The following is an 18,777-nucleotide window of genomic DNA, read 5'->3' as shown; positions in this document are numbered from 1 at the left end:
CGTTGCGCTAATCGGCCAATGCGCTTGTCTAGTAAAACCTAAAATTACATGCAGCGATTGGTGCGGTCCCGGCAGATTGCATGCTGATACAAATCACTCAAGGCTCATTTCCCGAACTTTAACTCGGTGCCGTTCGATATCCTCGGCCGCCGCACGCAACTGTTCCTGCGATAAATCTCCATAGCTGGCGACATCGGACATGAAGCCGTTAAAACGTTTTTCCATTCCGTCCATGCTGATTCCATCTATCAAAGACCTGCGGAATATTTTTCTTGCTAGCTGATATAGCTCTCGCGGAAGTTGATCGGTCACCATTCGCTGCGCCATCCAGAGATAGATGTCAACGATCTGAAGTCCAATTGAGTTGCTGCTATCCATAACAGCTATCTCTCTGGCCGGGTAGCCTCTTCCAAGAAGTTCGTCAACGTCCATGTGCTTGTATAGTGGATGATTCAGAATAGCCTGCCTGTCCTTGAGTGGCGCATGCTGCATGCCCTGCTTTATAAGTCCTTGCACCCTGTGGGTTTCAATCTGAGCTTTGTTGAACTCATTTTGTCGATCGACAATGATTGAAGATGCATCTTTTAGTCCCTTGCTTCTGAGTCTTCTAGCTAGAGCGCTCACGACGAACTGGAAGCCAACAGCATTAGGAGAGACGATTTTTTTATCTGGATAGCCAAAATCCAGCTCCATTGGATTCTTTATCCCGTATGAAAGGGCGTCCAATATTATCTCTATGCTTCTGTGATCCAAGCCGCTATTTGATGCTCTTGCTTTTATTTCTGTAAGTAGTTCGACGATATCCGCTTCGCGCCTGTCAATATTACGGTCCGTGCACAAGCTCCACGATTTGCGAAGTAGGTCTTCGTCCAAGATGTAGGCTAGCTTATGGATTATCACAAATCGCATGGGCGTCCAATAGCTTTCCCATCTGACTGCGGGATTTAGTCCGGCATCAAAAACAGCATCAAAGAAAAGAACTCTGGCATGCGTCCTTTTTTCTATAAAATAATAATCAAAATCAAAGCTCATCTTGTCTTGAAGCTTGAGAAGTAGATCTGAGATTTTTACTATTCCAGATGTGCGCAGATCCTTGGCGTGAAATTCAGTTGATTTAATCGTTTGAAGCATCCTCTTATGAAGATCAACTCCGATCGCGTCGACATTCATTCTGCTTGATAAAACGCCATAGCCTAGCCTCGGCTGATCCTTATTAAAGAGATCATTGCCCGTGTTTCCAGTCTCATCGATATGAAAGAACATTGATTTCGCTTCCTTGTGGGTATTTTTAAAATTAATAATGGAGATGGATTTTCAATTCAGAAGCAAACATCGGAAGCTGAATCTTTTGAGGACAGTTCAGATATAAAATTAGATTTGCTCACTAATCTAACGCATGGGATCTTGCCGATTGGATACTTTTCAAGGCGGTAAACAAATTTATCGCCGAAATCGATGTAGACGGGGCGCGTAGCGGCGAGCCAAGTGCTATGAGGGCGCAGCCAAGAGTACTGGTGATGGCCGATGTATGCTTCTTCGAACATCTCTTGATCGTGAGGCAAGAAGAAGATACGCCCCATGTCTGAGTCTGGAAGCCTCTTTCTGTCTTCCTGAATTAGAGAGCGTTTAAAGTACATTCCGCAACTTGTCCCCCAATGACTTGGATGTTCAACTGGATACCAAACTAGATCCTTTGCCCAATCAAGCGTGGGGTCCGGGAGAATATGATGCACCTTGAAGTTCTTGGCGAACTTGGTGCCGTCTATAATCCAGACTAAATTCTGATAAAAATCTTCGCGTGACTGCCGCTCGGCGTCAGTCATTGCAGAATGCTGGATTTCAACATAAATCCCCGATTGCGTCCTCACGTCACAGCGGTGTATCTCTCCATCAGGAGCCTTGTGATTTATCTCGCGGCATTCCAGGGGCCAATTGGCTTGCCAATCTAAATGCCATTGAGTCATGCCCTCCCACCAAGGGTCGCAGTCGAGACGCCCTTTGTGTGCCCAATGGTGAATAAGCTTCGGGCCGCATTTGGCGATCATTGCAGACCCGCAGGTTGGGCATTCACCCTTTGCTCCAGCAATAGGAGGTGATCGCACGCCACCCACAAGCGCTAATCGAATTGAGTTGCGTGTCATCGAAGTGCAACCAGGAATGTGGCAATACCAGCAATTGCGGTGCCAAGCACTCCCAAAAATAAGCGCAATGCGAAACGCTTCGCGGTCAATTTCTGATGACGGCGTATCGCTTTTTTGTCTTCTTCTTCGCGTGTCTCCATCCGAGCGATGGCATCTTCGGAAACATCTAGTCCTCTTCGCTCAAGCTCAGCTTGGGCGATGGGCAATGCTTGCTCGTTAAAATGGCCTTTTGCCCAACGCTTCAGCAAGTCGTCGTCACCGATAAGACGCAGCGAACCCCTGATCGTTTCGTCAGATATTTCCATCGAAAGGCACCCCCGAGTTCCCCGTCTCGTGAGTCTAATTCGCCTAAACCTCTATGCACAATGCCGCTTAAAGCTTGAGTTCGCTTGTCGCTAGTGCGCAGCACGAACTAGCGATGCTCGGACAGATGATTAATCAGAAAATCCAGAATCATCTTGTAGTCTGACTGATTGAAGCCCAACAGCAAACGCTTGTTGTATCGCGCTCGTGGTCCGCCAGGCCGCACCTGTTCGGTAAGCCCCTCTTGGTGCACACGCGCGATGCGCGATACGCGCCCCAAAAATCCCACGCTCACCTGGTTAGCACTGGCGCTGACCTTGAAGTACTTGGCCTGCCGTAGCTTGGCGAACATCGTCTTGCGCTTGACTCTGCCCACCTTGTCCCGAAGTTGCTGCTTGCGTGGTGCGTAGGGAGTGCCATCCGGTGCCTGCTGCTTGCCGATGCGCTGGCTCTGCGAGCGCCGCAGCTCCGTTCCGATCTGCCGGGCCAGCGTGCGGCGTTCACTGGGCTGCAGGCGAGCCAGCAACGGCGCGGCCCAGTTCTCCAGCGCGGTCAGCTCATCCATGTGGGATCGATCACGGGTTCGGGTGCATGGGACATGTCGTAGCCGCCGCCTTCCTTCGCTTTGACCACGACGCGCTCGGTCAGCGGCAATTTGATCGACAGATCCACCGCATCGTTGGCAAGGATGTCGGCCTCGAACGTGATCTCACCCCGACGCGACGTATTGGACAGCAGCTCGGACTGATTGCCCTGCACCCATTCCAGCAGCGGCAGGATCACGCTATCCGGATGGCTGGCGTAATCGGTCAGGATCAGGTTGAGCGTGTACTGGTACTCGAACGATAGCCCCGGCTGGAACGTGCTGACCAGGCTGCCTGCATCGATAAACACCAGCAGCCGGTCGGCATCGCGTGCTAGGTCCGGCAGGGCCGCGACCAGATGCGCGCGCAGGTTGGCGGGCTTGATCATGGCGCCGGCTCCGTTGCGTGCAGGTCGATCCAGTTCTGCAACGCGCTCAGCTGCGCGGCGGTGGCGTGGCAGCTGGTGTAGTTGTCGGCGACGGTACCGGCAATGCCAGAGAGCGTAATGCCGGCGGCCGGCGCATCAGGATCTCCGGCGGGCGGCCCGGCAGGGTTGCCCGTGGCGGCGGCGTCGTGCAGCCGCACAAAGCCAGCAGGGATAGCGCAAGCAGCGTCTGCTTTCTGGGTGACATAGATCGGGATCTCGCGGGTGATGGTGGCGCCGGCTTCGCGCACGATCTGCACGCGGTCGACGTACTCGACAACGGTTTTTGTGGAAGCCCTTTCACTGTCGCGCTCGGCGATGGCGGCAGTCTTTGCGTCTAGCGCTTGCTTGCGCTCTGTGCGAGCAGTGCTGACGCGCCGCTCCTGCCACACGCAGCCACCGACAAGCAGTGCAATCAGCGCCAGCAGGATGATCAGGCGCGTGACCATCAGCTGACACCCAGGATCTGCAGGGCACGCTGCGTGCGCGTGACACGATCGCTGTGGCCTTCGGGCAAACGCTTGGCGCGCACGTTGCCCAAGTTGATCTTGCGGCCCAAGCCGAGCACATCGCTGGCATCGGCCAGCACGTTGAGGCCGTTGTCGTGCCAGTACGCCGCCGCACCCAGTGCGCTCGGCTCAATCTGCAGCAGCAGATCCGGCTGCTCTTCCACCGGCAAGCCGATCAGCACGCCGATGCGGCGGTAGTTGCCCCGGAAGGTGTGCTGCATCGGACCACGGCCCCGATAGCGGTGACCGTCGCCGCTGGCGGCGTCGCCGTTGCCCAGGCGGTCGGCATAGACGAAGTTGGCAAGGCCCACCGGATTGCGCAGGAACTTGGGCGCTTGCGCGGGCGTGATGCGTGCGCCGAACACTTCCAACAGCCGAGCGCTGATGGTGTAGGTCAGCCCCTCTTCCATGCGTGACAGGCTCAGGCTTTCGTGGCCGACCTGGCCGAGCCAGTGCGCGGCGCGGCGCTTGGTGGTGATGCCGAAGCGGTTGGCGGCGGCAAGCAGTGGGCCGTGCCAGCGCTGTGCGCGTTGGGCCGAGCACTGCATGATTGAGGCGAGCTGGGTATCGGTGAACATCAATCGACCTTCAGGATGCGCGCCACGTTGCCCTGGGCGCGGTAGGTAAGCACCGCCAGCACGATCGACGTGCCCAGGTGCCAAAGACTGACTTGCGAGCCGGCGCCGGCCAGCAGGATGTGCAGTGCCTGGCCGCCAGTGCTGGCGATCAGCAACCACGCGCACCAGCCCGCGCCGCGTCGATGGCGCGCATCGACCGGGCGGTGGTAGGTAAGCAGGCGGACGCAGATGGCGAGCGAGGCCATCAACGTCAGGACGGTGACCAGGCTATGCACTGGGCGGACCTCCACGACGTAGGAAGGAAAAGTCGAACGACTTGCTCTTTTCGATCAGGCCCAGCGTGACGGTGATCGCGCACGCCGCGCTGGCGAAGGCGGCCACGCCACTGGACTTGATCGGCAACCAACGCAGGATTTCCGGCGCCAGCTGGTAGCCGGCGATCACGCTCACCGGGAAATAGATCAGCCGCGCCAGCAGTGGTTGCTTGGCGGCGGACACCACGAACAACGCGCCGCCGGCGAAGGCGCCAATCAGCGCATCGCCGTCGATGCCAGGCAGCACGGAGGCAAGGCCCACACCGGTGGCGATCAAAAAGCCGCTCGATACGGAGGTGGGTTCGGTCATTAGATCAGTCCCATAGCTGCACAAGCGGCGTCATCGCCGCTGTGGTGGTGGTTACCTCGGGCAACTCCACTGGCGTGCCATGCGGCGGCACGGCGCCCAGTTCGGCCAGGCCGGGATTGAGGAGGTAGGTGCGCTCGACCAGGCCGGCCGTGCTGCCCAGGTGGCGCCAGCACAGCAGGTCGACGGTGTCGCCTTGCATGGCGTGCACGCGCATCAGATGAGCTCCACCGTGCTGCGCGGCAGGTTCTGCAGGTCGCGCACGGCCCAGCGCTGGTCGCGGCGTAGCTCGGTGATGCTCGGTGACAGGTCATCGGCGCGCTGGTTGGCACTGTCGGTCGCGTCGAAGCTGCGATAACGCTCTGCCACCTCGACCGCCGTGGCACACGCGACGGCGCGCAGGTACAGCTGGACGCGGCGCGAGACGCCGTCGACGGTGGTGCTGGGTACATCGGCCAACGCGGCCCAGCCGGCGGCCTGCTGCGTCTGCGCCCAGGCCTGCAACTCATCGTTGACCGCCAGCATGGCGGCGACGATGGCGTGGCGCAGGCGTGCATCGGTGACCGTGCCATCCAGTCGCATGCTCACCCGCACGCTGGTCGGGGCGATCGCCGGCCAGAACGGTGCGTTGGCGATCGCATCAGGCGTGGCGCTCGTGGTGCCAGTGGCAGTGAATCCGCTCATGGATGGCTCGGAAGAGATCGCCGGTGGTCGGGGCGTCACCGCAGCGATGGAGTGCTGTGGATCAGCCCCGAGCCGGCGAGGGTTGCGGGGACGCTCGGTTATGCGCTGGCGCTCGCAGGCTCAGCGCTGAACTTCTTCAAGAGGCGCTCGGCGCGCTCCAGATCCTTCTTGCCGCCGCAGCTGCCGTGCAGGGCGATGGCGCGCTGCAGGTCGGCCACAGCGGCAGCGGCGATCGGCTGCGCCTGGTCGGCAGGCGTCTCATCGGTGATGCCCGCCAGGGACGCGCGGGCCAGTGCCAGGTGCAACTTGGCGCGCACTTCGTCGGGCATGTCCTGCTCGGCGGTCAGCGTGGCGGTATCGGCCAGCACGGCCGCATCGAACGGCTGGCCGGTTTTCTGGGCCGACAATGCTGCTTCGGCGATCTCTTCAGCCAGCACGCAGCCCACCGTGCGGGTGAAGCGGTCGGGCATTTGCAGCTGGTGCTTGAGCACATAGGCGCCCAGCTCCAGCGCGCATAGTCGCCGGCATCAATGCGCCACACCATGCACGTGGTGACGATCTCATCCTGCGCACCCTGGCCACCGGCCAGCACGCCGGCGAGATACGGCACATAGGCCGGCAGCAGCTGCACCTTGAGCGCGGCCTTGCCCTGGTCGGACTGGATCTGCCTCAAGCGCAGGCGATCGCTCTGCAGCTGCGCCATGTGCTGCTCGTAGGCGGTGGCGCCGGCCATCAGCTGGTGCGGGGCACGCTGGGCGGCCTCCAGCTCGGCGAGCACGCGGCTGTGGTGACGCTTGGCGGGACTGTCGGCCATGGCTTAGGCCTCGATCTCGATGTGCTCGACCACGCAACCCAGGCCGTAGTCTTCGACCACGTAGGCATCGTTGGAGGACTCGTAGTTCTCGATGCGATCGCGTTCCGGCGCTTCCTTGATGTGACGGCGCCGGCCGCCGGTCTGGTAGTAGATCGACAGGTTTGCCAGCGAAGTGACCATCAATGCGCCGTCTGGCAGGTACGGCACCTCGGCGACCTGCAGGCCGCCCACGCGGCGCTGGCTCAAGATCAAGTCGGTCGCAATTTCTCGCTGGCCGGCTGGTCCTTGTTGACCATCGGGAAATACTTGTCGTGCATCAGGTCGCGGCCCAGCACCACCACCAGGCTCGGATCCTTGCGGTGCCACGGGTCCAGCAGATTGCTCACGGCGTCATACACCAGCGCGTCGAGGTTGCCGTAGTCGGCACCGGCACCGCCGATAACGACCTTGCCGGCCGTCTTGCCGCTCGCCAGCACGCGCTGGGGGGCGTTGGTGCGGTACTGCTGCAGCCAACCGATGTTGACGTCTTCCAGCAGCGGGAAGGCGGCGCGGTCGGTGTCGGCAGCAGCGTGCGTGCCGTTGAAGCCGATCTGCAGACGGTCCAGCGCCTGACGCTTGACGATGGCATCGCGCAGGCGTGCCTGGAAGTCGGGGAACTTGGCCCAGGTATCGAGCAGCGCATACGGGATGGCGGTGTCGAAGTCGGTCTTCTTGGCGACGTACTCGTTCTTGTCGAGCGTGGCCATGTTGCGCGGAGTGCGGGTCTTGCCGGCACCGGTATCGGTACGGCTGGCGATGCTGCCGGTGACGCCGATGCCCACCTTCTGGCCGGACAGTTCGTCCACCGGGATGATGTTGACCTTGGACAGGAATTCGCTCGATTCCTGCATACGCGTTTCCAGCTTCTGCTGCACGGTCGGATCGACGGCGAACGAGTGGAAGGCGGAGTTGATGCCGTTGAGCTTGGCGATCTGCTCGGCGAACTGGTTGAACTGCAGGCGGGTGGCGTTTTGCATGATGGCTCCGAAGGGTGTGGCGCTGCGGCGTGTGTGTGGTGTGCGAAGGGCGGAGGGATCAGCAGTCGGTCAGCACGGCCGCACCGCTGCCGGTGACCACAGGGCGTGCGGGCTGCGTGGGATCGGGCTGCTGCGACAGCGACTCGCGCAGCTGCGCCAGGTCGTTCGCCAGCTGCTCGTGCTTGGTCTTCTGCTCGGCGTGTTCGGCCTGCAGGCGGTTGAAGCGTTCGTCCTGGCCGCGCACGTGCTCGGCGATCTCTTCGACGCCCTGGCCGAGGTCGGCGAACTGTTCGGCGGTGATGCTGGTGGCGTCCTCGCTCTTGAGCGCGGTGCGGATCCGGCTGAGCAGATTGGCGACCGGGCCTTCGCTGACTTCGCTGAATTCCAGCGCCGTTTCCTCGGCAACGGTGAACAGGTTGCCCGGTGACTGCTTGCGATCGGCCAGTGGGTTGGCGTCCGGGTTCTGGCTGGCAAAGCTGAGCATGGAGGTACCCAGACTGGCCGGCGAATCGGTCACGGCCAGGCCAACCAGATACGCCTTGCCGGTGTTGGCGAACTTCTCCTGCACCTCGATGCTGGTGTAGAGCTTCTGTTTGGACTTGTTGATGGTGATCAGGTCGGCGGTCGGCTCGATCTGGGCGAACAGCGCCAGACGCTTGGTGCCGTCGATCTCCACCTCTTCGGCCTTGACGGCGGTGACATCGCCATACGCACGGAACGGCGAGTCCGGCAGCAGGCTGCGCATGTGCTCGATCCAGATGCGGGCGTTGTAGGTCTCGCGGTTGTAGGTGGCGGCCATGTCATCGATCCAGCTGCGCTGAATCGTGCGGCCATCGGTGGTGGCGCCTTCGACGGCCACGCGGAACCAGTTGGAACGAAACTTCTTGGCCTTGGCCGACATGGGTGTCCTCTGCGCTGGATGCGTTTGCGATGACCCATGGTCAAGCGCGACGCATAGCGCAGCAACGCAATCACCGTGTAAATCAGGCGATTACGCGTCGTTCAACTGTCCGGATTAAGAGGTGGGCCGCACCCTGGTCGGCATGCAAAGCGTTGCCACCCAGCTCCCGATGGACACCCGCAGACAGGCCAAGTTCCTGTACTGGATGGGATGGCGCGTGACCGAAATTGCGCAGGCCATCGGCGAGAACGAGAAGACTGTACACAGCTGGAAGTCGCGTGACGAGTGGGATCGCGCAGACAACGTTGAGCGCATCGGTGGTGCACTGGAAGCGCGCCTGGTCGTGCTGATCATGAAGCCGGAAAAGTCCGGCGGCGACTACAAGGAAATTGATCTGCTGCACCGGCAGCTGGAGCGCCAGGCGCGCATCCAGCGCTATCAGGGCGGAGGCAACGAAGCCGACCTGAATCCAGCTGTCGCCAATCGCAATGCTGCGCCCAAGAAGAAGCCCAAGCGCAACGACTTCACCGAGGAACAGATCGAGCAGCTGACCACGGCATTCGTCGACGGCTGCTTCGACTATCAGCGCGATTGGTACCGGGCAGGCAACGAGCGCACCCGCATCATCCTCAAGTCGCGCCAGATCGGTGCCACGTTCTACTTCGCCCGCGAGGCGCTGATCGATGCGCTCACCACCGGGCGCAATCAGATCTTCCTCAGTGCGTCCAAGGCGCAGGCGCACTTGTTCCGCGGCTACATGCAGCAGTTCGTGCGCGAGACGATCGACGAGACGCTTTCCGGCGGCGACAGCATCATGTTTCCCAACGGCGCCGAGCTGTTCTTCCTGGGCACCAATGCGCGCACCGCCCAGGGCTACCACGGCAATTTCTACTTCGACGAATTCTTCTGGACCTACGGGTTCAACGAATTGAACAAGGTCGCCAGCGGCATGGCGATGCACATGAAGTGGCGCAAGACCTACTTCAGCACGCCATCGAGCATGGCCCACGAGGCCTACACGTTCTGGACCGGAGAGCGCCGCAACAAGGGCAAGCCGGCCGCGCAGCGGATCCAGATCGATGTCTCGCACGATGCGCTCGCCGGCGGTCGCCGCTGCCAGGACCGCGCGTGGCGGCAGATCGTCAACATCCTCGATGCCCAGCGCCGTGGCTGCGACCTGTTCGACATCGACGAGCTCCGCGAGGAATACAGCCCGGACGCCTTCGCCAACCTGTTGATGTGCGAGTTCGTCGACGATGGCGCCAGCATCTTCCCGCTGGCGATGCTGCAGCCGTGCATGGTCGACAGCTGGGTCGAGTGGGGTGAGGACTACAAACCGTTCGCCGCGCGCCCCTACGGCGATCGCGCGGTGTGGATCGGCTACGACCCGGCCGAGACCGGTGACACCGCCGGCCTGGTCGTGGTGGCGCCGCCGCAGCTGCCCGGCGGCAAGTTCCGCTTGCTGGAGCGGATCCAGTTCCGGGGCATGGACTTTGCCAAGCAGGCGGCCGAGATCGAGCGCATCACGCGCCGCTACTGGGTGACCTACATCGGCATCGACACCACCGGCATGGGTAGCGGTGTGGCGCAGCTGGTGAAGCAGTTCTTCCCGAATCTGGTCACCTTCAGCTACTCGCCGGAGGTCAAGACGCGCCTGGTGCTCAAGGCGTTCGACGTGATCCACAACGGGCGGCTGGAGTTCGACGCCGGCTGGACCGATGTGGCGCAGTCGTTGATGGCCATCCGCAAGACGATGACGGCCAGCGGCCGCCAGTCCACCTTCACCGCTGGCCGCTCGGAAGAGACCGGCCACGCGGACCTGGCGTGGGCACTGTTCCACGCGCTGCAGAACGAACCGCTGGAAGGGCGCACCGCGCGCAACTCCGGCTTCATGGAGATCTCTTGATGTTGACCGATCAGCTGTCCGCCACCGCGCCTGCAGCGCCAGCCGTGCCCGCACGCACCGAGGCGTTCACCTTTGGTGACCCGACGCCGGTGCTCGATGGGCGCGGCGTGCTGGACTATCTGGAGTGCTGGCAGAACGGGCGCTGGTATGAGCCGCCGGTGGCGCTGGATGGCCTGTCCAAGACCACCCGCAGCAATCCGTTCCTGCAGTCCGGGCTGATCTTCAAGCGCAACATGCTGGCGCGGACCTTCAGGCCTCATCGGCTGCTGTCGCGCGAGGCCTTCGAGCAGCTGTCGCTGGACTGGATCACCCTGGGCAATGGCTACCTTGAGCGTCGCCGCAACCGCATGGGCGGTGCGCTGTCGCTGGCTGCGCCGCTGTCCAAGTACATGCGGCGCGGTATCACCGAGGGCGAGTACTTCCAGGTGCGCACCTGGCACGACGAGCACGTGTTCGAGCCGGGCAGCGTGTTCCAGCTGCGCGAAGCCGATGTCGATCAAGAACTCTACGGCCTGCCCGAGTGGATGCCGGCGATGCAGTCGGCGCTTCTCAACGAGTCGGCCACGCTGTTTCGGCGCAAGTACTACAACAACGGCTCGCATGCCGGTTTCATCCTGTACCTGACCGACCCGCAGCAGAGCCAGGAAGATGTGGATGCGCTGCGCAACGCCATGAAGGGCGCCAAGGGTCCGGGCAACTTCCGCAACCTGTTCCTGTACTCGCCAGGCGGCAACAAGGATGGCTTGAAGCTGATCCCGGTCAGCGAAGTGGCGGCCAAGGATGAGTTCAGCGGCATCAAGGGCATCACTCGCGACGACATGCTGGCCGCGCTGCGGATCCCGCCGCAGCTCATGGGCATCGTGCCGCAGAACGCTGGCGGCTTCGGGTCGATCCGTGAGACCGCTGCCGTGTGGGCCGCCAACGAGCTGGAGCCGCTGCAGGCGCGCATGCTGAAGATCAACGACTGGGTGGGCGATGAGGTAATCTCGTTCACCCAATACGCACCGCCAGCGACCGCGTAATCCTTTCCCACCGCAAGACCACGCAATGCTCAAGAACCTCCGTTGTGGCGAATGCGCCCGCCTGCTGTGCAAGGCCGGCGCCTTCGACGAAATCCAGATCAAGTGCCCGCGCTGCGGCACGTCAATCACCTGAAGGCCGAGAGCCTCACCTCCGATCGCCGCGAGCGAATCCAAGAAGGCTCTCACCATGAAAAACCAGCTCCTGCAGGGCGATGCCCTGACCATCCTGCCCACGCTCGAAGCGAATTCGTTCGACGCACCGATCACTGATCCGCCTTACGCGAGTGGCGGCCTGACCGCCGCTGCCCGTGCCCGGCCGCCGTCGACCAAGTACTGCCGAGATGGCGGGCACGCTGACTTCGTTGGCGACGAGCGCGACCAGCGCTCGCACCTGAAATGGATGCACCTGTGGTTATCCGAATGCGCGCGCGTGCTCAAGGATGGAGCCCCGGTGCTGCTGTTCACCGACTGGCGGCAGCTGCCGCTGACCACCGACGCGCTGCAGATCGCGGGCTTCACCTGGCGCGGCATCACCGTCTGGGACAAGACCGAAGGCGTGCGCCCGCAGCTGGGTCGCTTCCGCAATCAGGCCGAATACATCGTGTGGGGCAGCAAGGGCAATATGCCGCTGGACCGCCGAGCGCCGGTGCTGCCTGGTGTCATCCGTGAGTCGGTGCGAAAGGCTGACAAGCACCATCTCACTGGTAAGCCCACCGAATTAATGCGGCAGCTGGTACATCTGTGAATCAGGTGGAAGAATTTTAGACCCCTTCGCGGGAAGCGGAACAACATTGATTGCCGCGAAAATCGAGGGCTATCATTCTGTCGGTATCGAATTAACGAGTCACTACTCATGGGTTTCGCAGGCGCGATTAAATAATTAGGGGGAGATTTTGGCCGCCTATCCCTGGGCGGCCAAAATAAAGATCAAATAAGAGGAGCTGGCGTCGGCGGTGTCTTTGGCAGCACCCCTTTGTACTTGAGCTCATCTTGCTCGCCGTTATTGCGAGCCCAATTATCTACCTCTCCGCGAAGAATTTGCATAAAGCTGGCTTCATTAAGGGCAGTCGGATAGGCCGATATCTGCTCGGAAGACTGTAGTTCGATCATCAATTCCCGAATTTTTTTCCTTAGATCCTCAGAGCCTTTAACGGCTAAATATGTGTTGAGTGGTTTATCTCTATCCCCCTCTTCTCGTGAAAGGCGCCGCTCAAAATCCGGAATGCTTACGCGATGTCTAACAGTGACTCCGGCTGCAATCGATTTTTGAACTGCTTCCCATATCTTGCTATTCTCTGACCACATTCCATTCTTGTTGCCCTTTTTGGTAAAGGGCGAATCGGTATCGTGAAGCACTCCAAAGCTAATTTTGAAATGAGTTAACACCTTTATCAGTGGGGCAATCAGGGCTTTCCCTCGCGCACGTATTGGTGTTAATTGGTGTGCTATCACATCATTTACTTCAGTGGCTGCAGCAATAAATGCGGCATGCTCTGTGTCTCCCTCTACTATAACTGGGTATGATCCGAAGAAAACCTCGGAGAAGCTTGGGTCCATCTGTTGTAGCGCTTGTAAGCGTTGTTTTTCATCGCCTACAAAAGCTACAGAGTCTGATTTATAAGTTTTTGTGACTAAGCATCCCGCCGCATCGGGACTTCTGTCAAAACGAACGATCGTGGTGTGGTCCTCAAACGGGTTCACAAAATATGGGGAGTGTGTCGTGAGCATCACTTGCCAGTCCGGACTAAGCGCTAATTCGTAAAGGTAACGCTGAGCGGCACGTGCAGCCATGGGATGTAACGCGTTTTCAGGTTCATCAATCAATAGTAAATACCCAGGGAATGCAACGTCGCCCTCGTCTTTTGGTATAGGGGCGCCCTCCGAGTGGGCAGCTAAAAGAGCTTTAATCTCGTCAATTTTTTCTTGTGCATTAATAACTGGCTCCCCCTTTGCTGATTTTGCCTTTGGCTTTAAGAGGGCTGTCAAATCCTTTTCAAGATTTTTTTGATATTCGTTTCGCGTTGCGGTGTCGCGTTCCATTTCGTTTCGTACCTGAAGAATTGCCCAGAATAGAGCTCTTCTTGCGCCAGTCCCTTGCTGCGCTGCACTAGTTCGGGTAGTTCCATCTAGCACACTCAGTTGAGACCCGCTTTTAAGCATTTCGATAAATTTCAGCGGGGGGGATGAAGGATTTAAGTCAAGATTGACGCCCAGCTGTGGGAAAACCCCTTTGAAACCCGTTGTTACCTTCCCAGCAATTCCCTGAAAGTGTTCCATATGTTCCTGAGCAGCAGCAGTCACCGTCTTCTGAATACTGCTGACAGCTTGGGCAAGTTTGGACTCTGGGTCTTTGGCTGAGCGTTCGAGTTCTTTTGCCAGCGGACCCAAGGCAAGATTCAAGAGTTGGTCCTGCTCTGTAGCAGCGTCATCTAGAGAGTTGATCCGTATGGGCTCGGGCAACCTCGATCCGAATACTGTGTCTAGACCTGCTGCTTTCTCGTCCGGATCCCAGTCACCATTCGGCGAATCCAACGCCGGGTTCCATGTCTGACGTTGCATCTTGTATTCCGGCGGACTCCATCGCCAACGGCTTTTTACAACGAGATAGCCGTTGATCTCGCTTTTCCACTTCGCAGGCACATTTCCGATTCCTTCAGGAATGTGGACCGACAGTACAACCTCAGATGGTTGGTCATCTGTAGCATGCTGATGTCGGTCGGTGGATTTAAAAGTGCGCTTTGCCTTCGCCAATTCGTATGAATTAAGAATGGTCGATTTTCCGGCGTTATTTCGCCCCACTAAACAAACTATGTCGTCTAGTTCAACCGTCGCGCCGTCATTACCAATGCATCCGATATTTTTTACTTCAATGCTAAGGAGCTTTGAACGCTTTTCCATACGCGGTCCCCTTTAGTAAAAGCACTCCTTGCCCATCTGGAGTGTGATGATCGAGCCTACCAAGTGTAAGTGCCCCTTAGCGCGCTTTCAGTGGCCGAATCCGCATGAGGTTGCTTGTGCACCGGTCAGAGTTAGCCCGATTGCGGCCAGTCCTCATTGCTATTGCCGTAGCGCAGCTGACCCTTTGTGATGCAGAGTGTCTCCATTGGCGCGCGCAATCGTCGCCCCGCCACGCCTGCGGGCTTCGTGCACGGTTTTCGCTGCACACCCGCAGGGTGGGCCTAGGGCGCGCTGCTGTTACCGATCCGTACGATTCAAGGGGGCCTCTCTTCCCTGCAGATCCCTGCGCGCTTGGGGCGCTTTGCGGGTGGGTACGGCTGCTTTCCTCGGCTTGACCGCCGGGCGCATTTCGGCAAATGACCATCGGAACGAGGTAATCGGTAATCTGAGACCTGAAGCAGGGTCTAAGCAAATGATTTAAATAGGAAATTATAGATTACCTTTTGGGGTGATTTAAGGTAATTGTCCTCCCGCAAAAAAGTTATGTCATTGAATTTAAAGGGTATTTTTGGGGAGCTTGATTACCTCCCTAAAAGGTAATCCCGTTACCTCTAGATTACCCTTTAATTACCTTTGATATTGTTATGTAAGTGTTTGATAAATATATGGATATGTGTATTTGTGAGGACGGGTTACCTAAATTACCTCCTCCCGATGGTCATCCCAAAATTTGCCTATTAGGGGCCTGGAACGGGGTTCCGGCCACCGCACTTGCCTATACGCTCGAGCACACGCGCATCGACCGCCCATCTCTCGTGGATGGCCATGCCTGCAGGCTGCCGTGGGAATGGAATCAGTCCGAGCCGCCTGAGTCAGGCTTGCTGGCGCGCGATCAGCACGTGGCGCGGGGAAGACCTGCCAGTGAGGTGGTGAAGCGTCCAAACAAGAGCTTTTGCCGCGAAGCCCATGCTGGAGAGTTCTGCCACCCGCTTGCACCGAGCCCGGCCGTACCCGCCTGAAGCGCCGATTGGTAGCGTCCAAGGCGCTCATCAGCTTCTCGTCTCCGATGCGAGCCGTAGTGAACAGGTCGCCCTGCAGGTCTTCAGGCTTGGCCAGATCCATCCAGGCACACGCCGGCCTTTTGTAGGCGAAGCCCTCGCGCATGAAGCCCTGGATCAGCCGACGTACCGTCGTGAGCACGATGCGGCTATCAGAAGTGGCAGAGGCGAGTGGGGCGGTGCGTGATGGGTTGTGCTGCGGTACGCCGGGCTTGAACGAATCCGTTTCGGCAAAGATGCCAATCGCGCTCGAAGTCAATCCGCGAGCGCGCAGCTTCTCGGTGGCATGCATGGCTAAGGTGGCCAGCGCCTCTGACGTATCTTGAGGGTCGCTTACCCATGTCCCGAACGACCGGCTGACCGTGATTTGCAAGGCGATACCGCCCCTCTGTTTCAGGACTTTGATGGCTCAGAATAATCTGACACCCTTAGGCGCGCTTTTCCTATGGGGTCAGAAAATTCCTAGGAGCACACTTCCATGAGGGGGCGCTAGATTCAGTAGAGCTTGCAAGTACATCTCGGCCGAACTGCGCGGTTTAAGAAAGATTTTAAGGCTTATTCACTAGCGATCCCGGAATGGCGATCCTCGCAAAAGCGTGGGCGCCTTCCAGGATCCTATCAAGGATTATTCAAAGGGAATTTTATAATATGAGATGTATCTCGTATCAAAAGGCGCTTCTCCTCTCCGTCGCAGTTGGTGCGCTGTTGGTTGCACCAACCACGCTTGCTTTCAGCGTTCCACAACATCTGCAAATTACAATGGAGTCGGCAGGCACGATTCAGGCCCTGATTTATGGAAAAAGCCAGGTAATGAGCCTGGCGGCCATCGAGCAGATTCAGGAAGGTAATGAAACAACCGATGACATTCTCAAGCGGAATGCGGCACTGTTTCATCCGGAATGGCACTTCACCAACGAGCAATTCGCAGCAGCTTCCGCCTCGATCCTTCGTGATAAGGCCGAGATCATTGCAAACTTGCCCAAGGCCGGCAGCAATTTGCCTGGCGACCCTGCGTTGGCAAGAAAGCGCCTCGGACGTGCGCTGCATACCATTCAAGATTTTTATTCCCATGGTAATTATGTAGAACAGGGCAATTCCGCCATCAAAGCAGAACTCGGGGTATCAGTTCTGCCGAATCCAAGTGCCGCCGCCGATCAGTGCCTAGATCCGAACACGCTGATGAATGGCACGGGATCGAGTGTTACCACGGCTTACTTCGTTGGGGAACTCACGGACTTCCTGCCGGGCTTTCCGGGTGCACGAGGTTGCAGGACTGACCTCATGCCCAAGAACAAGTGCTTCCACGGTAACTACACGCCTACCTGCCAGGGCATCAACAAGGATCTCGATGCCGCCGGCGCGGCTGAGGAAGGGGTCGCCATGAACCCTAATCACCCCGAAGCGCGCCGCCTAGCGGTGGAAGCAAGCAAAGTATTCTTGAAGAATCTGGTGGCCGATCTGGCCGGGAACGACCGCGCGCTTGCAGCTTTGTTTGACGTGAAAGGCTCGCTGGGCTTCTTGATCGATACCACCACCAGCATGAGCCCGAGCATTGCTGGCGTCACCTCCACGGTCGAAAAAATCATCGCCGATGTCCAACAGGACTCCGATCTCGCCCCTGATAGCTATGTTCTGACGACGTTTGGCGACCCCTACGTCGACGCCCCCGTGTTCACCAGCGATCCCCAGGAGCTTCTCGGCGCGCTGCGGTCCATCTCGCTGCATGGTGGCGGAACGGATTGCCCCGAACTGACCAACACCGGCCTGCTTGCCGCCTTGAACGCATCGTCGCCGATGTCGCAGTTGTACGTGTTCACCGATGCCACATCCAAGGATCAGCAGAAGCAGAGCGAAGCGATCGCGGTCGCTCGGGCTAAGGGTATCAAGGTGACCTACGCGTTGACCGGAAGCTGCTCCCCCATAGATCCGTCCTACATCCGAGTCGCCAACGAAACGGGTGGGCAGGTTTTCCGGTTGACGCCCTCTCAGATGCCACGCACCGCCCCGTTGATCGTATCGCGCTTGGGAAGCGGCTTGCAGTCGATTGCCATCAAGACCGGAGTGGCGGCCACCAGCAGCCCAGGGACGGAGATCGCGGTCGATTCGGGCATGCGTGTCCTGTCGATCAGCGTGACCACACCGGCCAATAACTCAGGCGCGTCATACGCGGTCCAGATCCGTAAGCCCAACGGCGCGTTGCTGCAGGCAACAGATATTGGCGCTTCCATCAACGCCATCGAATCGGGCACGATCGCAGTCCAGCAAGCGCCCGAGCCAGGAATTTGGCGGGTGCATGTCTCCGGCTCCGGGCCATATGAGCTGGCGGCTTCCGGTAAAAGCAACGTGGAGCTTCTGAAGTTTGGATTTGTTCAGGGCAGCGGAGATATCCACGGCGGCTATAGTCCGATCGCGGGCCAACCGCGTGCGGGGGAAAACGCCCTAGCAGAGGCCAAGCTCGTAGGTGCTACCAATGGCGTTACCTGGAACCTGATCAACGAGTCCGGTAGCGATCTCGGCGCGGTCTCGCTCACCAGCAACTTTGTGCATGATGGGGACCGGTCTGCGGTCATGGGGCTGATCTCCCCGCCCAATGTTCCTTTCCGGCTGGTCGCAACGGGTCTGGACAGCACGGGAACGCGTTTCACCCGCGTCCACCCCACGCTGTTCAAAGGACAGTCCATCGAGCTAGAAACCGTAGAGGTCCTTTCGCAGGACGCGGTGAGGGGCGAGGTTACCAAGGTCCCGTTCAGGATCAAGAACCACGGGGCGGCCGCTACGTTTGCCCTCTCTTCCAGTGCAACCGGCAACGTCACTGCTGCGACGAGCGTGAGCGAGATTGCGGTCGCCGCGGGGGGCGAGGCGACCTTCGAAGTTGCCGCGCAGGTTCCTGCCGCCGTCCCGGAGGGCACCAGTGTGGAGGTGACCGTTTCGGCCACCAGCAAGACCGACACAAAGATCTCCAATACGGCTTCTGCAACCTTGGACGTGGTGGAGAGCATTCCGCTGCTGACCGACGACCAGAGGGTCGCGTTGGCCGGCGTAGAAGGCGAATCTAAGCTGTACCGGATGATCGTGCCCGCTGGCGCCAAAGCGCTTAGCTTCATCACCTTCGGTGGCACTGGCGATGTCTCTGTCTACGCCAGCCAGTCCACGCGGCCAACGCCAACGGACTACCAGCAGAAGTCGACGCGGCCAGGCAATTCCGAAACGGTCCGGTTTATGGCGCCTGCCCCTGGGACATACTATGTTCTTGTCACGGGCGCCAAAGCGTTCTCAACCACCCTGATGGCGACGTGGTCCAACTGAGTGACATAGGTG

At 59.1% G+C, this 18,777-nt stretch carries 18 protein-coding genes and 3 pseudogenes; 5 read left to right on the top strand and 16 right to left on the bottom strand.

Annotation, left to right across the window (positions count from 1 at the left end; translation table 11 throughout):
- Positions 1-93: 93 nt before the first annotated feature.
- The 14 genes and pseudogenes from AC1PLS_RS13465 to AC1PLS_RS13400 all read right to left on the bottom strand — a co-directional run bounded on the left by AC1PLS_RS13465 (position 94) and on the right by AC1PLS_RS13400 (position 8,575).
- Complete coding sequence (locus tag AC1PLS_RS13465) at positions 94-1,263, bottom strand: DUF3800 domain-containing protein (RefSeq protein WP_481103775.1); 1,170 nt, start codon at positions 1,261-1,263, stop codon at positions 94-96.
- Positions 1,264-1,319: 56 nt separating this feature from the next.
- Positions 1,320-2,141: a competence protein CoiA gene (locus AC1PLS_RS13460; RefSeq protein ID WP_184431632.1), complete on the bottom strand. Its 822-nt coding sequence runs from the start codon at positions 2,139-2,141 to the stop codon at positions 1,320-1,322.
- Positions 2,138-2,446 (bottom strand): hypothetical protein, encoded by a 309-nt coding sequence (locus AC1PLS_RS13455; RefSeq protein ID WP_184431630.1) that lies wholly within the window; start codon positions 2,444-2,446, stop codon positions 2,138-2,140. The genes AC1PLS_RS13460 and AC1PLS_RS13455 overlap by 4 nt, the downstream gene beginning before the upstream one ends.
- 107 nt (positions 2,447-2,553) lie before the next feature.
- The gene (locus AC1PLS_RS13450; RefSeq protein ID WP_184431628.1) at positions 2,554-3,009 is read right to left on the bottom strand and encodes a phage virion morphogenesis protein; all 456 of its coding nucleotides are present in this window, start codon (positions 3,007-3,009) and stop codon (positions 2,554-2,556) included.
- Complete coding sequence (locus AC1PLS_RS13445; RefSeq protein ID WP_184431626.1) at positions 2,997-3,416, bottom strand: phage tail protein; 420 nt, start codon at positions 3,414-3,416, stop codon at positions 2,997-2,999. Before AC1PLS_RS13445 ends, AC1PLS_RS13450 begins: the two co-directional genes overlap by 13 nt.
- Entirely contained in the window at positions 3,413-3,901 is a 489-nt protein-coding gene (locus AC1PLS_RS13440; protein ID WP_184431624.1) for a hypothetical protein, read from the bottom strand. The genes AC1PLS_RS13445 and AC1PLS_RS13440 overlap by 4 nt, the downstream gene beginning before the upstream one ends.
- Complete coding sequence (locus AC1PLS_RS13435) at positions 3,901-4,539, bottom strand: glycoside hydrolase family 19 protein (RefSeq protein ID WP_184431622.1); 639 nt, start codon at positions 4,537-4,539, stop codon at positions 3,901-3,903. The genes AC1PLS_RS13440 and AC1PLS_RS13435 overlap by 1 nt, the downstream gene beginning before the upstream one ends.
- Entirely contained in the window at positions 4,539-4,814 is a 276-nt protein-coding gene (locus tag AC1PLS_RS13430) for a phage holin family protein (protein ID WP_184431619.1), read from the bottom strand. The genes AC1PLS_RS13435 and AC1PLS_RS13430 overlap by 1 nt, the downstream gene beginning before the upstream one ends.
- The gene (locus AC1PLS_RS13425; protein ID WP_005929454.1) at positions 4,807-5,163 is read right to left on the bottom strand and encodes a phage holin family protein; all 357 of its coding nucleotides are present in this window, start codon (positions 5,161-5,163) and stop codon (positions 4,807-4,809) included. The genes AC1PLS_RS13430 and AC1PLS_RS13425 overlap by 8 nt, the downstream gene beginning before the upstream one ends.
- A gap of 4 nt (positions 5,164-5,167) precedes the next feature.
- Positions 5,168-5,377, bottom strand: coding sequence for a tail protein X (locus AC1PLS_RS13420; RefSeq protein ID WP_184431617.1), 210 nt, complete (start codon positions 5,375-5,377; stop codon positions 5,168-5,170).
- Positions 5,377-5,844 (bottom strand): head completion/stabilization protein, encoded by a 468-nt coding sequence (locus AC1PLS_RS13415; RefSeq protein ID WP_481103774.1) that lies wholly within the window; start codon positions 5,842-5,844, stop codon positions 5,377-5,379. Before AC1PLS_RS13415 ends, AC1PLS_RS13420 begins: the two co-directional genes overlap by 1 nt.
- A 98-nt stretch (positions 5,845-5,942) precedes the next feature.
- A pseudogene (gpM, locus tag AC1PLS_RS13410) lies at positions 5,943-6,658 on the bottom strand (phage terminase small subunit).
- Between the two features lie 3 nt (positions 6,659-6,661).
- Positions 6,662-7,674, bottom strand: a pseudogene (locus tag AC1PLS_RS13405) (phage major capsid protein, P2 family).
- Between the two features lie 58 nt (positions 7,675-7,732).
- A complete protein-coding gene (locus AC1PLS_RS13400; RefSeq protein ID WP_145508574.1) occupies positions 7,733-8,575 on the bottom strand; it encodes a GPO family capsid scaffolding protein in 843 nt (280 codons plus the stop codon).
- A 142-nt stretch (positions 8,576-8,717) separates the two neighbouring features.
- Here AC1PLS_RS13400 and AC1PLS_RS13395 point away from each other — a divergent pair, with 142 nt between their 5' ends.
- The 4 genes and pseudogenes from AC1PLS_RS13395 (at position 8,718) to AC1PLS_RS13380 (ending at position 12,387) form a co-directional block, all read left to right on the top strand.
- Entirely contained in the window at positions 8,718-10,481 is a 1,764-nt protein-coding gene (locus AC1PLS_RS13395) for a terminase ATPase subunit family protein (RefSeq protein WP_481104498.1), read from the top strand.
- Positions 10,481-11,503 carry a phage portal protein gene (locus AC1PLS_RS13390; RefSeq protein WP_481103773.1) on the top strand — a complete coding sequence of 341 codons (1,023 nt, stop codon included), beginning with the start codon at positions 10,481-10,483 and terminating at the stop codon, positions 11,501-11,503. Before AC1PLS_RS13395 ends, AC1PLS_RS13390 begins: the two co-directional genes overlap by 1 nt.
- Before the next feature lie 25 nt (positions 11,504-11,528).
- Positions 11,529-11,636: a Com family DNA-binding transcriptional regulator gene (locus tag AC1PLS_RS13385; RefSeq protein WP_481103772.1), complete on the top strand. Its 108-nt coding sequence runs from the start codon at positions 11,529-11,531 to the stop codon at positions 11,634-11,636.
- 54 nt (positions 11,637-11,690) lie between these two features.
- Positions 11,691-12,387: pseudogene (locus AC1PLS_RS13380) on the top strand (DNA-methyltransferase).
- A gap of 43 nt (positions 12,388-12,430) precedes the next feature.
- On the opposite strand, the gene AC1PLS_RS13375 reads toward AC1PLS_RS13380, so the two are convergent.
- Positions 12,431-14,401 (bottom strand): ATP-dependent nuclease, encoded by a 1,971-nt coding sequence (locus tag AC1PLS_RS13375; RefSeq protein ID WP_184431605.1) that lies wholly within the window; start codon positions 14,399-14,401, stop codon positions 12,431-12,433.
- 696 nt (positions 14,402-15,097) lie between these two features.
- Complete coding sequence (locus AC1PLS_RS13370) at positions 15,098-15,832, bottom strand: DinB/UmuC family translesion DNA polymerase (protein ID WP_260300039.1); 735 nt, start codon at positions 15,830-15,832, stop codon at positions 15,098-15,100.
- Between the two features lie 203 nt (positions 15,833-16,035).
- On the opposite strand from AC1PLS_RS13370, the gene AC1PLS_RS13365 reads away from it, so the two are divergent.
- Positions 16,036-18,765, top strand: coding sequence for a pre-peptidase C-terminal domain-containing protein (locus AC1PLS_RS13365; protein ID WP_260300038.1), 2,730 nt, complete (start codon positions 16,036-16,038; stop codon positions 18,763-18,765).
- Positions 18,766-18,777 lie beyond the last annotated feature (12 nt).

The organism is Xanthomonas sp. NCPPB 3218, from assembly GCF_056725185.1.
The sequence above is the reverse complement of the archived record's forward strand: the minus strand, read 5'-3'. Positions and strand labels throughout refer to the sequence as shown.

What these genes read in the sequence shown, in the direction of transcription:
- AC1PLS_RS13465 (WP_481103775.1), bottom strand. Translation starts at nt 1,263, where the DNA reads ATGTTCTTTCATATCGATGAGACTGGAAACACGGGCAATGATCTCTTT.
- AC1PLS_RS13460 (WP_184431632.1), bottom strand. Translation starts at nt 2,141, where the DNA reads ATGACACGCAACTCAATTCGATTAGCGCTTGTGGGTGGCGTGCGATCA.
- AC1PLS_RS13455 (WP_184431630.1), bottom strand. Translation starts at nt 2,446, where the DNA reads ATGGAAATATCTGACGAAACGATCAGGGGTTCGCTGCGTCTTATCGGT.
- AC1PLS_RS13450 (WP_184431628.1), bottom strand. Translation starts at nt 3,009, where the DNA reads ATGGATGAGCTGACCGCGCTGGAGAACTGGGCCGCGCCGTTGCTGGCT.
- AC1PLS_RS13445 (WP_184431626.1), bottom strand. Translation starts at nt 3,416, where the DNA reads ATGATCAAGCCCGCCAACCTGCGCGCGCATCTGGTCGCGGCCCTGCCG.
- AC1PLS_RS13440 (WP_184431624.1), bottom strand. Translation starts at nt 3,901, where the DNA reads ATGGTCACGCGCCTGATCATCCTGCTGGCGCTGATTGCACTGCTTGTC.
- AC1PLS_RS13435 (WP_184431622.1), bottom strand. Translation starts at nt 4,539, where the DNA reads ATGTTCACCGATACCCAGCTCGCCTCAATCATGCAGTGCTCGGCCCAA.
- AC1PLS_RS13425 (WP_005929454.1), bottom strand. Translation starts at nt 5,163, where the DNA reads ATGACCGAACCCACCTCCGTATCGAGCGGCTTTTTGATCGCCACCGGT.
- AC1PLS_RS13420 (WP_184431617.1), bottom strand. Translation starts at nt 5,377, where the DNA reads ATGCGCGTGCACGCCATGCAAGGCGACACCGTCGACCTGCTGTGCTGG.
- AC1PLS_RS13415 (WP_481103774.1), bottom strand. Translation starts at nt 5,844, where the DNA reads ATGAGCGGATTCACTGCCACTGGCACCACGAGCGCCACGCCTGATGCG.
- AC1PLS_RS13400 (WP_145508574.1), bottom strand. Translation starts at nt 8,575, where the DNA reads ATGTCGGCCAAGGCCAAGAAGTTTCGTTCCAACTGGTTCCGCGTGGCC.
- AC1PLS_RS13395 (WP_481104498.1), top strand. Translation starts at nt 8,718, where the DNA reads ATGCAAAGCGTTGCCACCCAGCTCCCGATGGACACCCGCAGACAGGCC.
- AC1PLS_RS13390 (WP_481103773.1), top strand. Translation starts at nt 10,481, where the DNA reads ATGTTGACCGATCAGCTGTCCGCCACCGCGCCTGCAGCGCCAGCCGTG.
- AC1PLS_RS13385 (WP_481103772.1), top strand. Translation starts at nt 11,529, where the DNA reads ATGCTCAAGAACCTCCGTTGTGGCGAATGCGCCCGCCTGCTGTGCAAG.
- AC1PLS_RS13375 (WP_184431605.1), bottom strand. Translation starts at nt 14,401, where the DNA reads ATGGAAAAGCGTTCAAAGCTCCTTAGCATTGAAGTAAAAAATATCGGA.
- AC1PLS_RS13365 (WP_260300038.1), top strand. Translation starts at nt 16,036, where the DNA reads ATGGCGATCCTCGCAAAAGCGTGGGCGCCTTCCAGGATCCTATCAAGG.